This is a genomic window from Pseudactinotalea sp. Z1748 (assembly GCF_049725185.1).
GTDB lineage: Bacteria > Actinomycetota > Actinomycetes > Actinomycetales > Beutenbergiaceae > CALKWS01.
On the sequence record NZ_JBMPQB010000007.1, the window covers coordinates 140490 to 152747 of the forward strand.

Below are 12258 nucleotides of genomic sequence, written 5' to 3' on the forward strand. Positions count from 1 at the left end.
ACCGGACGGGTGCCGATGCTGTGCTGGCAATGCTGTTAAAATGACTGCATGGTTGCTATCACGGTACGCGAGGTGCCGGACAACGTTCGGGACGAACTGGCGGCGCGTGCTGCCCGCGCGGGGATGTCCCTGCAGGAGTACCTGCGCGGCATGCTCATCCAGAGCGCCGGGCGGCCTGCGGTCGACGACGTTCTCGCTCGTGCTCGCTCCCGCGTTGAGGCCACCGGCGTCCGAGTCGACGCCGAATCGATCCTCGCCGCTCGCGACGCCGATCGGCGATGAGGCCACGCGTCGTTTGCGACGCCTCCGCGGTGGTAGCGGTCCTGTTGGATGCAGGTCCCGATGGTCGCTGGGCCACTGACGCTCTCACCGGAACCGACCTCGCCGCTCCCAGCCTGCTCCCGTTCGAGACAGCCAACATCATCCGCCGCCACGAACGCGCCGGGCTCATCACCCCTGACCAGGCTGCGCAGGCGCATTCCGACCTTCTGGACCTGGCCATCGAGCAATGGCCGTACGACCTCCTCACACCCAGGGCCTGGCAACTTCGCAAGAACCTGACGACCTACGATGCCAGTTACGTCGCCCTCGCCGAACTTCTTGGCACCCCGATCGTCACACTTGACCGTCGGATCGGCCGCGCACCCGGCCTGCGCTGCACAGTCACTACACCGTAAGCCGATCCCTTGCGGAACGTGGCTTGCCTCTGCGCCGAGGAGGCTGGCGAGCCCTACGGCCGGAGCGCGACTGGTTCTTCAACCGGGAGGGTGCGACATGTTCCGATAAGGGGCTCGGCCACCTGTTCGGCAACGCTTCGCCGTCCTTGCCGTCGCCGTGACGATGAGCGTCTCACCGTCCGTGACCTTTCGGTGCCAGACTGGCTGGGTGTTCGATCAAGGGAAGATCGCTGTGGTCACCGGAGCAACGGGTGGAATCGGTAGTGCGCTAGTGGCTGAGCTCCTGGGACGGGACTTCTCCGTGGTCGCCATCGGACGGAACCTGGAGAAGTTCGCGGAGGTCGAATCGCACCGCCAGCTCCGGGTCGTTCAGTGGGACCAGGGCCAGGATGGCGAGGTGCCGCAGGAGCTCTCGTCCCTGACCCGGGTCGATGTTCTGGTGCACAACGCGGGGATCGCGCCCATCAGGACGGTGGCCGACACGACCACGACGGGGCTGGCCCACATCATGTCGGTGAACCTGATCTCCGCGGCAGCCCTGACAGCGGCCCTCCTGGGCGCACTCCGGGCCGTCCGTGGTCACGTCGTCTTTGTGAGCAGTTCTCCGGGCCTGCGCGGAGTTCCCGGCTGGTCCGGCTACATGGGCAGCAAGTCGGCACTGAAAGACCTTGCCGACTCGCTTCGACATGAGGAGCGGAATTCGGGGGTCAAAGTGACGACGGTGTTCCCCGGAGCCGTCGCGACCGACCTATTGAGACAGGTCCGTGAGGGTCGTGGCGGCCAGTACCACCCAGACCAGTGCGTCAGCGCGTTCAGCGCAGCAAAGCTGATTGCCATGGCCCTGGACCATCCCGAAGACGGATACCTCACCGACGTGTCCTTCACGAAGCCCTAGTCGCCAGGGGCGTTCTCATGGTGCGAAACGCCCAGCAGGGCCGCAGGAGGATCGCACTGCGGCACACCGGTCCGTGGGCTGATGCGGCCCCAGCAGGGCTGGGAGTTCGTCCCGGCACGGACCAACGCGCTGGCACCGCCGGCCCAGTGAGGACGGTCAGTAGTCACCGGCGGCGTCATGCATGCGATGAGGCTCCTGCCTCGTGCAGGGCCTGTTGCCAGAATGCCGACTCCATGCGCGTGGCAGTGGCGAAGATCCGGCTGATCACAGCACGCCGGGAATCGGTCAGGAACCGCTCGGCGAGTGTGTCGATCACCCTGATCTCGGCCTGTGCGCCGGCCTGGAATCCGTCCGAGGCGTAGGTCTCGATCCACTCCCGGTAGGGGTGGTCGGCGACCTCGTCGAGACTGGGCTCCAGCCGACGGCCGATCTCGGCGTAGCCGATCACACAGGGGGCCAGGGCAACGTGCAGGTCCAGCAGATCCCCGGCGAGACCGGTATCCAGCACATAGCGGGTGTAGGCGACAGTCCCGGGCTTCTCCGGGGTGCTCTCCACCTCCCCCCGGGTCAGCCCCCAGCGTTCGGTGAGCCCGACGTGCAATTCGGTCTCGCGCACGATCAGCGCGAGTCCCTCGTGTGCGTTCCGGATGTCGTGCAGGGTGCGGCTCTTGAAGGCCGCGAGTGCGTAGGCGCGCGCGAAGTGCACCAGGAAGTGGTAGTCCTGCACCAGGTAATCCTGGAAGTTCGCCAAGGGCAGCGTGCCGGCGTCCAGATGCCGCACGAATGCATGATCGATGTAGTCGTTCCACTCACTGGCGTTCGCCGCCTTGAGTTCAGCGAAGAAGGACATCGAGATGGTGCCACCTTTCCTACGCCGGCATTACCCGGACAGGTTCGATCGGTCTGGCGGCCGCGTCAGCCGTCTCTCAGCCCGTGCGTCGGGGCTCCCGAGGGGTCGGCGTCGACGCTACCAGTGCACCGCTGCGTCAGTGCCGGTGAGGATCGCCAGTTGCTGGGTGGCCCGGGTCATCGCGACGTAACGGTCAACCGCCACCGGTGTGCCGGTGCCCAAGTGCTGCGGGTCGACCAGTACCACCAGGTCGAACTCCAAGCCCTTGACCAGCTCCGGTTGCAATGAGCACACCCGGCCGGACCCAGCGAACGACGGCGCCCCGATCACCGCCCCGACGCCGGCGGGGTGCTGCACCGCTTGCGGGACGGAGTCCATCGGCGATGAACTCCGTCCCGCAAGCCCAACCCGCCGTGCCGAGCCGACCGGAGGATGCTCATCGAACGTCGCGGCCACGGCCCGTCTCGATCGTTTGGTTGATCTTTCCTTCGGTCCTGCTCCCGATGATTGCCGGCGCCGTACTTGGTGGACTCGACGGTATGACGGATTCCCTCGTTTGCCCGCGCTTCTCCGAGTTGTTGACCTCGCGTCGTGGGGCTCGGATTGCTCTCGGCGTGGTCGTGATGGTGCTGGTGGCGCTCTTCGGTCTCTTCGGTGGGGCTGAGGCTCCCCAGCGCACTGCACATGCACCTGTCGACTCCGAGTCACACCAGGTGGGTGAGCTCCTGGCCACGTTCCCCGATGCGGATGTGCAGTCCGTCCTGGTGGTCGGCTCGCGCGCGGACACCGGAGTGCTGACGGCGGCCGATGTCGAGGCCCTTGAGTCCCTTGTGCCCGTCCTGAGCTCGTCGGCCGGTGCTGAGGCCAACGGGCCGATGGTGAGCGAGGACGGACAGGCCGCTGTCATCGTTGTGCCGATCACCGTGGGTGAGAGCGGTTCGCAGACGGCGGAGATCGTCGAGGAGCTGCGTTCGGACATCGCCGGTGAGGCTCCTGCTGGCCTGGATCTCCAGGTGACTGGTGGTCGGGTGTTCGGGGCGGATGTGGCCTCGGCGTTCGAGGGGGCGGATGTCACTCTCCTGCTGGTGACGATCGCCATCGTGGCGGTGCTGCTGATCGTCACCTACCGCTCACCCGTCCTGTGGCTTGTTCCGCTGATCGTGATCGCGCTTGCCGATGGGCTCGCCGGCCGGCTGACGGCCGCTGCTGGCTCGGCGTGGGGCTTGGCGTTCGATGCGGGCATCGTCAGCGTGCTGGTGTTCGGTGCCGGCACGAACTATGCGCTGCTCCTGATCTCTCGCTACCGCGAGGAGCTCCTGACAACGGAGAGCCACCGGTTGGCTCTGAGCAGGGCGTGGCGCAAGACGGTCCCGGCGATCCTGGCCTCCAACATCACGGTGGTCCTCGCGCTGCTGACGCTCGTCCTGGCAGCCATCCCGATGACCCGCGGGCTGGGCATCCCCGCCGCGCTGGGTCTGCTGGTGGCGTTGGTGGCCGTGCTGTTCGCCCTCCCACCTCTGCTCGCGGTCCTCGGCCGCAAGATCTTCTGGCCTTTCGTCCCCCGTCCCGGCGTGACTCCTCGACAGGGCCGGGCCTGGCGGGCGGTGGCCTCGCACGTGGTGCGGCGCCCGGGCACGAGCATGCTGGCTGCTCTCGCGCTGCTCGCCGTGATGGCCACCGGTCTGTTCGGTACCTCGATCGGGCTGGACCAGTTCGAGAAGTTCCGCGTGGAGTCCGAGTCGGCCACCGGCCTGGAGGTCCTGTCGGAGCACTTCCCGCCCGGCGAGGCCCAGCCGATCTTCGTCGTCACCGACAGCAAGTCCACCGACGACGTGCTGACCGCGGTCAACGGCGTCGAGGGTGTCGTACGTGCCCACCCGGCCGGCACGACCGCCGACGGGGAGTTGACGAGCCTCATGGTGACCGGCGCGTACACGCCGAGCACCGACCAGAGCCTCGACCAGGTCGAGCAACTGCGCGGGGCCGTCCACGGTGTGCCCGACGCCGATGCCCTGGTCGGTGGAGCCGTTGCCGAGGACCTTGACGCCCGGGTAGGTAACGAGCAGGACCTCGTGCTCGTCGCGCCGCTGGTGCTCACGGTGAGCTTCTTGGTCCTGGTGCTGCTCCTGCGCTCCGTCGTGGCACCGGTGCTGCTGCTCGTGGTGAACCTTGTCAGCGCCGTTGCCGCGATCGGCGCTGGAGCATTCCTGAGCCGGGCGCTGTTTGACCAGCCGGCACTGGACCTGCAGGTCCCGCTGCTCGCGTTCCTGTTCCTGGTCGCTCTGGGGATTGACTACACGATCTTCCTCGTGCACCGTGCCCGGGCAGAGGCCGAGAGGCTCGGCACCCGCGCTGGGATGGTCGAGGCCGTCACCAACACCGGTAGCGTCATCACCAGTGCCGGGATCGTCCTGGCGGCCGTCTTCGCCGCGCTAAGAGTGTTGCCTCTGGTGACACTCAGCCAGCTGGGCCTGATCGTGGGGCTGGGAGTGCTCGTTGACACGCTGATTGTCCGTACGGTCATCGTTCCAGCGATCTTCAGCCTCGTGGGCGAGCGCATCTGGTGGCCTGGCCATCTCAAGTTAAGTGGAGAATCGGCGCATGAGTCTCGTGAGTTCACCGCTGTCGCGCACTGAGCCGGCCGGATCGGCGCCCGCGGCGAGCACCGTGCGGGCTATGGAGGTTGGCCAGCACCTCATTGCCGGTGTCCTGACCGTGATCGGTGTCATCCGCGCGATCGGTGTGGGAGTCATGCCCGCGGCGGCGGTCAGCGCGGGCGTGGCGATCCTGGTCTGGCACGTCGCCGGCACGATCCTGCCGTCCAAGGTGCGCTCGTGGCCTCTGGTCGTTGGGTGGCTCATCGGGTTCGCCCTCGTGTGGGCCGCGGCCGTTGCCGTGTCGGCCGAGTTCGTCTGGGTGTCGTTTCTGCTGTGGCTGCTGGCCGGGCACCTCCTGCCCCTCCGCTGGGGCCTGGTGTTCTCCCTCGTCGTCTTCGTCGTCGTCGTGACTGCCCCGATCCTCCACTACGGCACGACGAGTTACGCCGACGTCTTCGGTCCGCTTATCGGCGGGATCTTTGCCTTTGGCATCTCCCGCGGTTACCTCCAGCTCCTGCATGATGCGGACGAGCGGGAGGAGCTCGTCGCCTCGCTCACGCGTGCGCAGCGGGAGATGGCCGAGTTGCAGGACGAGTTGGCCCTGGCCCAGCGCCACTCCGGAGCAATCGCCGAACGCACCCGGATTTCCCGAGACATCCACGACACCGTCGCTCAGGGGCTGTCCTCGATCCGGCTGCTCGCCCACGCTGAAGCCAACCGCACCGAGGACCCCTCGGCCACGCGCACGCTCGGCCAGGTCGAGACACTCGCCGGCGACAGCCTCGTCGACGTACGCAGGATCGTCGCAGCCCTCACACCGGCCGAGCTGGAGGAGGACCCGCTGGCCGCTGCGCTGCAGCGCATGCTCGACCGGCTCCGCGGGGAGACCGGGATGCAGGCCGAGCTCCATGTCGATGACACGTTGCCGACCCTGCCGACCGTGGTCGAGGTCGCGCTGCTGCGCACCGCGCAGTCGGCCCTGGGCAACGTCCGTCTGCACGCCTCGGCATCCCGGGTGGTCATGAGCCTCATCGACGCCGAGGACTCCGTGCGCCTCGACTTCATCGACGACGGCACCGGCTTCGACGTCACCGCCTGGGAACAGGCCAGCGACCGGCCCTCCTCGAGCTACGGGCTGCAGTTCATGCGCTCCCGCCTGCGCGAGCTCGGCGGTGGCCTGGACGTCGAGAGCACCACCGGCGAGGGCACTGCCATCTCCGTGCACCTCCCCATCCACCACCCGACCCAGGAGAAGCCATGACGACCACCGTCTTGCTCGTCGATGACCATCCGGTCGTCCGCAGCGGACTGCGCGCCGTCCTCGACAGCGGTGAGGCCGTGCAGATCGTCGGTGAGGCTGCCACCGGCGAAGAGGCGATCACCCTCGCCGCACACCTCCACCCCGACGTCGTCATGTGCGACCTACGCCTGGGTAAGGGGATCGACGGCATCGCGACCACCGCAGCCCTGCGCGCACTCGACCCGGCCCCAGCCGTCCTCATCCTCACGACCTTCGACCGGGACGCCGAGATCCTCGGCGCCATCGAAGCCGGCGCCGCGGGCTACCTCCTCAAGGACGTCGCACCCGACGTCATCATCGACGGCATCCAGCGCGCAGCCGCCGGCGACATGGTTCTGGCTCCCGACCTGGCCTCACGCGTGCTGCGCGGCATGCGCAACCCGCTGCCCAGGCTCACGGCGCGCGAGATCGACGTACTCAAACTCCTGGCCACCGGCTCCACGAACAAAGAGATCTCCCGCGCCTTGTTCGTCACCGAGGCCACCGTCAAGAGCCACCTCAACCACATCTTCACCAAACTCGACGTCGACAGCCGCTCCCGAGCCGTTCACCTGGCACAACAAACCGGGCTCATCTAGCGCCCGACGACATCTCCAACTGAAGGACCCCACCCCGTGAAGAAGCTCTTCTACGCCTCGTTCGCCTACATGCTCGTCGGCGTCGGCTCCGGCCTGTTCTACCGCGAGTTCACCAAACTCAACGACTTTCCCGAAGGCCAGTTCACCCAGCTCGGCCTCGCCCACACTCACCTGCTCACCCTCGGATTCATCGTGCTGCTCATCGTGCTTGCCCTCGAGAAGGCGTTCACGATCTCCAGCAGCAAGAAGCTGTTTGACTGGTTCTTCGGGCTCTACAACGCCGGAGTGATCCTCACCTCCGCGATGCTCATCGCGCACGGATCCCTCACCGTCCTGGGCCAGGAGTCGAACAAGATGATCGCCGGTATCGCCGGCCTGGGCCACATGCTCATCACCGCCGGAATGATCGTCTTCTTCCTCGCCCTTCGCCGTGCCGTCCTGCGGCCCGCGCCGGCTACGAACACCACCGTTCAGGCCGCAAGCGCATGAACTTCCTCATGGAGTGCTCAGTTTCGGAGTTCGATTCGCGCACACTCCGAGCGGGATCAGTTCCCGCTTTCCCCACGGATCAAACTCCTTGGACCTCCATGATGAAGTCCCCTCACGCCCCGGCCCACCCCCTAGAGCCGAGGTACACGCTCGTCATCCGCCTCGACCCGCTTTACCGCACCGCTGGCCTCCTCAAGGTCCTCTCGGTGCTGCACTCGCGACGCGTCACCATCCACCACATGCAATACGGGCCGGGCGACGACCACGCCCACGTGGCCACTGTGGAGTGCTCGCTAGGACCTACCGGGGTCGAAACGGTCTGCAGGAGCGTCGCGAACGCCGTGCCAGTCCTAGCCGTCAGCAGCGGTACCGCAACGGTCGGACTGGACCAACAGGGTGCGCCGTCGCCGCATATGCGCAGGGCTTCCGTAGTGAGCCCGACCTCCGTCCCGGTGGGGGATCGGCCTACAGAACGTCGCCAGTGAAGACCGCTGTCGCTCTCGACCGGACCCACAGGTCTTCTGGAGTTCTCCCGGGTTGGAAGCCGAAGTGTTCCAGCATGGCGGTCGCCTCAGGGAAGTTGGCGGCGACTGCGTCGGGGGTGTGGGCGTCACTACCGAAGCTGACCGCCTTGCCGCCTGCTTCTGCCCACCACTCGGGAATCCAGGACCAGAGGCGGCGCGTGTTCATCTCCAGTGCCCGGTCGCCGTCCGCGATCGACCGCATTGCGCCCCTGAATGCGTCCTCAAATGGGCGCGGATCGAAAGGTCCCACCGTGGCGGTGGGCCACGTCCGAATCGCGTAGTCGATGTGCGCAAGCACTTCGAACACGTCGGAACCGTTGACCATGACAGGAATCTGTTCGAGGTAGGCGTTCATGACCACAGTCGGGTTGTGCTCGCGGAACAGTGTGCCCGGCTCCGCGCGGCCGTTTCCGAGGTCGAGTGAGTGCAGGGAACCGAGAACGCGATCTATGAGATCTAGGTCAATCACCTCTGCCGCCTCGCGGCCGAAGAGGTGCGGCTGGCCGAACTCGACTCCGGTGTGGATGCGCAGGCCAGGAAACTCGTGGCGCACACGATCGATGGCCTCGAAGTAGCCGACCGTGTCGAATGGTGCGAAGTCGACTCTGCCCGCACTGTTCAGGAACCCCCGTTGATGGGGCATCAAGTCCTCTGGCTCTGCCCGCCAAGTGTCGGGGATGTCGAGGTGCTCGGTGAAGTAGATCGCTTCGAGACCGATCCTCACTGCATAGGCGCACGTGGCTCGCATACGTCCAGTCGCGCGCGACGTGGGGCCACCGGTATCCCATGACCACTCGCTATGAACGTGACTATCAGCAGGCAACATCATGAATCAATGATGCCCGTGGAGGATCAACACCTGTTGGCCGGGCCCCACGCGACTGCTAAGGCGGAATCGGTGGCCTGCCTGGGTCCGACCTGCGGGCGCAATGCGTCCGGTCGAGAATGATCCCGAAGCAAGACGACCCGATCGCCCATCCACTTGCGGTAACCAGTTTATAAGGTCGCCAGAAGAGGCCTCCTATGACCTCGTGTCTCCCATTAGGGTCGCTGGATATCGAAGTTGCTGGCACTTTCGACAGGACACGCATGGAACTCGCTGGGCTAATGCTTGCCGCTCTCGCCGGGTTGGCGATCACCGCGGTTGGAGTCTTATACCTCGTGAAGCCCCGGATGATGGCTGCCACCTTCGGCCTGCCGGTCGTCCCACATGAGGAGGCGACGCCTTGGCTCCGACTCAAAGGGATTCGCGACCTCGCGACCGGCGTAGTGGCCGGCACGCTTATCCTCGCGGCGCCACCCACCGTCGTCGGCTGGGCGCTCCTTGCATTCACTCTTGTTCCGGTAGGCGATGCCGCAACAGTGGTCGCATCGCGGGGAAGCGCCGGTGCGGCATGGGGCATTCACGGGACAACAGCAGCATTCATGCTGGTCGGCGTGGTTCTCCTGCTCCGTGCATGACTCCCGTCGGGGAACGTAACTCTTCTAGCAGGGTCGATCTCCCCGCACCTGACATCCCCGTCACGGGAACTCGCGTCACGACCGCGATTGTCGTGCGAAGGGCTCAACTGGAGGACGAGCATGCAGCCGAGGCCCTACCCAGGCGTTTCACCTATGGGTGTCAACTCTCAACGCTCATACAGCCACGGCCCGCAAGCAAGCGGACTCATAGCCAGTGGTGCCTCTTGAACACGGCGTACAGGACCGCACCGAGAGCGACCATCCCGAGCAGGGCGAGGGGGTAGCCGTAGGCCCAGTCGAGCTCTGGCATGTGGTGGAAGTTCATGCCGTAGATGGTGCCGACCAGGGTGGGGGCGAGGAGGATGGCCCCCCATGAGGAGATCCGTTTGACCTGCTCGCTTTGTTGGTAGGTGGCCTCAGTGACTCGGCGCGTCTCTTCGCTCTGCTGCTGGGCCACCAGGGTGGCGTTGACTGCCAGGGCGTTCTGCAGCAGGCTCCGAAACGCGTCGGCACGTTCGACCACATGCAACGTGTGGTCGTGGACGTCACGAAGCCGGTGACGCAGTTCCACGTCCACGTCGTCATTGACGAAGCCCTGCTCGAGCCCTTCGAGCATGCCCACCAGGGGGTGGGTGGCGCGCTGGAAAGCCATGACCTCACGGGAGAGTTCGTAGATTCGGCGTGAGACCGCCGGGTCGCTGTCGAAGAGCTGATCCTCGATCTCGTCGATGTCGTTCTCCAGGCCGACCACCACCGGGCCGTACTGGTCCACGACCTCGTCCAGGATCGCGTAGAGCACCGCCTCGGGACCAAGACGGAGAACGTCCGGGTCGGTCTCGAGACGGTGCCTGACCCGGCCGAGGTCAGGTTTCGCCTGTCGCCTGACGGTGACGACGAGACCAGGACGGGTGAATACGTGCAACTCACTGAACTCGACCTGTTCGACATCCTCGAGGTATCGAGCAGGGTGCAGCACCGTGAACAGGGTGTGGCCATATCTTTCCAACTTGGGCCGTTGGTGCGCCTTGTCGGTGTCCTCCGCGACCAACCCATGCAGGCCGAACTCGCCCGCGATGAAACTGACCTCCTGGGAGGTGGGCCGGTAGAGCTCCACCCAGGCCATGCCACCATGTTGATGAAGCAGTTCGAGGGTCTGCTCCAGGCTGTCCGGTGTCGCGACCGGTAGGCCGTCGACGTAGACGGCGCTGGCTATCACGCTCATGAGTGCCCTCGTCTCAGGTGCCGTCGGCCGTTCAGCCCCATGGCGACCGCGTACTGCTCGGCGATGTCCTCCGCGGAGACCACTGCAGTTTCCATGTTGTCTGACATCGTTGCTCCTCTCGGGTCCCGGGGCCCGATCGGGTCCCGGAGCACCGATGTCGGCGCGACGCCAGTGAACCACGGTCGACGGCCCTGCGAGCAGGACCGTGGTTCATACCTACGCTCTACGCCGATGGCGGCGCGCCCGCGCGCCGGGATTACCGGCGACGTCTGCATGTCCAAGGACTTTAGTCGGTTGCGTCTGCGCGCCCGCGGAGGAGAGTGGGAGTGACCGAGGAGTCCAGTGAACACTCTGACCGAGCCAGCGGGCTACCGGCACCACACGACGCTCGACCTCAAGGAGGGCCGGCGAGGCTGTGGTGCTCGTGCAGGTCGGCTTTCTGTACGAGAGGAGCACACCGACCATGGATGTCACCATCGTCTACGAATCTGCCTGGGGGAACACCAAGGCCGTCGCTGAGGCGGTTGCCCTCGGCGTGACTACGCAAGCCGGCGTCAACGTCACGGTCCTCGACGTCGGTGCGGCACCGCCCGCCGACACCCTGGATACCCACCTTCTCGTCGTCGGCGCCCCGACACACGCTTTCGGCCTGAGTCGCCCGCAGACCCGCGAGGACGCCGCCCGACGCGGAGGCCACCCAGGCGACGCCGGGCTGCGAGAATGGATCGAGGCGGCCGGCAAGATCCGGCCGCCTGTGGCGGCCTTCGACACCCACGTCCGCCACCCGAACCTGCCGGGCGCCGCCAGCAAGAAGGCCGCCAAGCTGCTCCGTCGGCACGGCGCCACGCTCCTCGTCGAACCCGAGAGCTTCTACGTCCACGGATACGAGGGGCCGCTCCTTGCCGATGAGCTCGACCGCGCCCGGTCCTGGGGCACCGACCTCGCCGACCGGCTAGCGGAGGGGGCGTCCCAGGTGCACTGACACCGCCGCCCACGCCCGTACATCCGGCATTGAACTGCCCGCCGGCAAGACCTACGTGGACTCCGTCAGAGCGCCTCTCTCTTCGCCGACTACCAGCCGGTATCGAGCACGGCAGCAGCCGCCGCCATCCTCGAAGCGGTCGCTACTTAAGAGACGATGGAGGCTATGCAGCGAAGTTACGCCGAGTCGATCACCATCGCCGCTTCACCGGAGTCCATCTATGCCCTGGTCAGCGACGTCTCCCGCACGGGTGAATGGAGCCCGATCTGCCGTCGCTGTGAGTGGGAAGACCCCGACAACACCGGTGTCGGCGCGCAGTTCACCGGTTTCAATGAGACACCGCAGCGCTCCTGGCAGACCCGGTCAACGGTGGTCGCCGCGGAGCCAGGCCGGGCGTTCGCCTGGGAAGTAGGCGAGGGCTACGTTCGGTGGGGCTACGTGCTGCGACCGGTCGACGGCGGGACCGAGGTCACCGAGCACTGGGAATTCCTGCCAGCCGGGCTGGAGATGTTCGCAAGGCGGTATGGCGCGGAGGCGCCGGCCCAGATCGAGGAACGCACCCGCGCCGCACACCAAGGCATCCCCCGCACCCTCGCGGCGATCAAGGACATCGCCGAGGCGGAACGGCACACCACCGATCCACCCGCTGCGCCTCGCTGACCACACAAGCGCACCCACGCACC

The 12258-nt window shown here is 66.3% G+C and carries 14 protein-coding genes; 10 read left to right on the forward strand and 4 right to left on the reverse strand.

Features of this window, described 5'->3' with window-relative positions:
* Window positions 1-48: 48 nt before the first annotated feature.
* From ACO0LU_RS15430 to ACO0LU_RS15440, 3 genes are all read left to right on the forward strand, one after another.
* Window positions 49-282, forward strand: a complete 234-nt coding sequence (locus ACO0LU_RS15430; RefSeq protein WP_424792239.1) for a FitA-like ribbon-helix-helix domain-containing protein — start codon at window positions 49-51, stop codon at window positions 280-282.
* The gene (locus ACO0LU_RS15435; protein ID WP_424792240.1) at window positions 279-677 is read left to right on the forward strand and encodes a type II toxin-antitoxin system VapC family toxin; all 399 of its coding nucleotides are present in this window, start codon (window positions 279-281) and stop codon (window positions 675-677) included. The genes ACO0LU_RS15430 and ACO0LU_RS15435 overlap by 4 nt, the downstream gene beginning before the upstream one ends.
* Before the next feature lie 208 nt (window positions 678-885).
* Window positions 886-1572, forward strand: a complete 687-nt coding sequence (locus tag ACO0LU_RS15440) for an SDR family NAD(P)-dependent oxidoreductase (RefSeq protein ID WP_424792241.1) — start codon at window positions 886-888, stop codon at window positions 1570-1572.
* A 175-nt stretch (window positions 1573-1747) separates the two neighbouring features.
* Here the strand turns inward: ACO0LU_RS15440 and tenA are convergent, their stop codons facing one another.
* On the reverse strand, window positions 1748-2422 hold the full coding sequence (tenA, locus tag ACO0LU_RS15445; RefSeq protein ID WP_424792242.1) for a thiaminase II: 675 nt from the start codon (window positions 2420-2422) through the stop codon (window positions 1748-1750).
* A gap of 117 nt (window positions 2423-2539) precedes the next feature.
* Window positions 2540-2800, reverse strand: coding sequence for a hypothetical protein (locus ACO0LU_RS15450; protein WP_424792243.1), 261 nt, complete (start codon window positions 2798-2800; stop codon window positions 2540-2542).
* Between the two features lie 161 nt (window positions 2801-2961).
* Between ACO0LU_RS15450 and ACO0LU_RS15455 the strand changes: the two genes are divergently transcribed.
* From ACO0LU_RS15455 to ACO0LU_RS15470, 4 genes are read left to right on the forward strand one after another with little or no spacing between them, the layout of a single operon-like run.
* Window positions 2962-5058, forward strand: coding sequence for an MMPL family transporter (locus ACO0LU_RS15455; RefSeq protein WP_424792244.1), 2097 nt, complete (start codon window positions 2962-2964; stop codon window positions 5056-5058).
* Window positions 5024-6280 (forward strand): sensor histidine kinase, encoded by a 1257-nt coding sequence (locus ACO0LU_RS15460; RefSeq protein ID WP_424792245.1) that lies wholly within the window; start codon window positions 5024-5026, stop codon window positions 6278-6280. Before ACO0LU_RS15455 ends, ACO0LU_RS15460 begins: the two co-directional genes overlap by 35 nt.
* Complete coding sequence (locus ACO0LU_RS15465) at window positions 6277-6897, forward strand: response regulator (protein ID WP_424792246.1); 621 nt, start codon at window positions 6277-6279, stop codon at window positions 6895-6897. Before ACO0LU_RS15460 ends, ACO0LU_RS15465 begins: the two co-directional genes overlap by 4 nt.
* A gap of 36 nt (window positions 6898-6933) precedes the next feature.
* On the forward strand, window positions 6934-7386 hold the full coding sequence (locus ACO0LU_RS15470) for a DUF2871 domain-containing protein (protein ID WP_424792247.1): 453 nt from the start codon (window positions 6934-6936) through the stop codon (window positions 7384-7386).
* Window positions 7387-7851: 465 nt separating this feature from the next.
* Here the strand turns inward: ACO0LU_RS15470 and ACO0LU_RS15475 are convergent, their stop codons facing one another.
* Window positions 7852-8739, reverse strand: a complete 888-nt coding sequence (locus tag ACO0LU_RS15475; RefSeq protein ID WP_424792248.1) for a PHP domain-containing protein — start codon at window positions 8737-8739, stop codon at window positions 7852-7854.
* A 260-nt stretch (window positions 8740-8999) separates the two neighbouring features.
* On the opposite strand from ACO0LU_RS15475, the gene ACO0LU_RS15480 reads away from it, so the two are divergent.
* Complete coding sequence (locus ACO0LU_RS15480) at window positions 9000-9371, forward strand: DUF4267 domain-containing protein (RefSeq protein WP_424792249.1); 372 nt, start codon at window positions 9000-9002, stop codon at window positions 9369-9371.
* A 205-nt stretch (window positions 9372-9576) separates the two neighbouring features.
* Here ACO0LU_RS15480 and ACO0LU_RS15485 read toward each other — a convergent pair whose 3' ends face one another.
* Window positions 9577-10593 carry a magnesium and cobalt transport protein CorA gene (locus ACO0LU_RS15485; protein WP_424792250.1) on the reverse strand — a complete coding sequence of 339 codons (1017 nt, stop codon included), beginning with the start codon at window positions 10591-10593 and terminating at the stop codon, window positions 9577-9579.
* A 415-nt stretch (window positions 10594-11008) separates the two neighbouring features.
* Between ACO0LU_RS15485 and ACO0LU_RS15490 the strand changes: the two genes are divergently transcribed.
* Together ACO0LU_RS15490 and ACO0LU_RS15495 are read left to right on the forward strand one after the other, a co-directional pair.
* Window positions 11009-11575, forward strand: a complete 567-nt coding sequence (locus ACO0LU_RS15490) for a flavodoxin family protein (protein ID WP_424792251.1) — start codon at window positions 11009-11011, stop codon at window positions 11573-11575.
* A gap of 165 nt (window positions 11576-11740) precedes the next feature.
* Entirely contained in the window at window positions 11741-12235 is a 495-nt protein-coding gene (locus ACO0LU_RS15495) for an SRPBCC family protein (RefSeq protein WP_424792252.1), read from the forward strand.
* Window positions 12236-12258: the final 23 nt, after the last annotated feature.

Coding starts and splice junctions, on each gene's coding strand:
- ACO0LU_RS15475 (WP_424792248.1), bottom strand. CDS start 8,739: ATGATGTTGCCTGCTGATAGTCACGTTCATAGCGAGTGGTCATGGGAT.
- ACO0LU_RS15435 (WP_424792240.1), top strand. CDS start 279: ATGAGGCCACGCGTCGTTTGCGACGCCTCCGCGGTGGTAGCGGTCCTG.
- ACO0LU_RS15450 (WP_424792243.1), bottom strand. CDS start 2,800: ATGGACTCCGTCCCGCAAGCGGTGCAGCACCCCGCCGGCGTCGGGGCG.
- ACO0LU_RS15485 (WP_424792250.1), bottom strand. CDS start 10,593: ATGAGCGTGATAGCCAGCGCCGTCTACGTCGACGGCCTACCGGTCGCG.
- ACO0LU_RS15480 (WP_424792249.1), top strand. CDS start 9,000: ATGGAACTCGCTGGGCTAATGCTTGCCGCTCTCGCCGGGTTGGCGATC.
- ACO0LU_RS15495 (WP_424792252.1), top strand. CDS start 11,741: ATGCAGCGAAGTTACGCCGAGTCGATCACCATCGCCGCTTCACCGGAG.
- tenA (WP_424792242.1), bottom strand. CDS start 2,422: ATGTCCTTCTTCGCTGAACTCAAGGCGGCGAACGCCAGTGAGTGGAAC.
- ACO0LU_RS15430 (WP_424792239.1), top strand. CDS start 49: ATGGTTGCTATCACGGTACGCGAGGTGCCGGACAACGTTCGGGACGAA.
- ACO0LU_RS15460 (WP_424792245.1), top strand. CDS start 5,024: ATGAGTCTCGTGAGTTCACCGCTGTCGCGCACTGAGCCGGCCGGATCG.
- ACO0LU_RS15465 (WP_424792246.1), top strand. CDS start 6,277: ATGACGACCACCGTCTTGCTCGTCGATGACCATCCGGTCGTCCGCAGC.
- ACO0LU_RS15455 (WP_424792244.1), top strand. CDS start 2,962: ATGACGGATTCCCTCGTTTGCCCGCGCTTCTCCGAGTTGTTGACCTCG.